We start from the raw sequence: 377 nt of genomic DNA on the forward strand, positions 1-377 counted from the left end.
TACTATGTTGATGATAAGGTCATATATCAAACACTAGACCACAAGGATGGTGCTTGGGCAGTTGGCAAAAGTTATGGGACTGCATTAGTTTCAGGAGTTACAAACTACAATAGTATTAATATAGAAATATGTGTAAATAAAGATGGCAACTATACAAAAGCAAGAGAAAATGCAATAGACTTAACTAGAAAGTTAATGAAAGATTTAAATATTAGTGCTGACAAAGTAATTAGACATTATGATGCTAAGAAAAAATATTGCCCTCGTAAGATGCTTGATAATCCGAAGTTATGGGTAGATTTTAAAGATAAAGTAAAAAATGGTGGGGGAGTGAATAAGATGATAAAATACACAATAGTCTATGATGGAGAAGTTGA

1 protein-coding gene is annotated in these 377 nt (G+C 31.6%); it reads left to right on the plus strand.

What is annotated here, in order from left to right:
- Positions 1–377, plus strand: a 377-nt coding sequence (locus tag KGF50_RS21975; protein WP_227850007.1) for an N-acetylmuramoyl-L-alanine amidase, incomplete at both ends; no start/stop codon positions are given.

This window comes from Clostridioides sp. ZZV15-6598 (assembly GCF_020657705.1).
GTDB lineage: Bacteria > Bacillota > Clostridia > Peptostreptococcales > Peptostreptococcaceae > Clostridioides > Clostridioides difficile_F.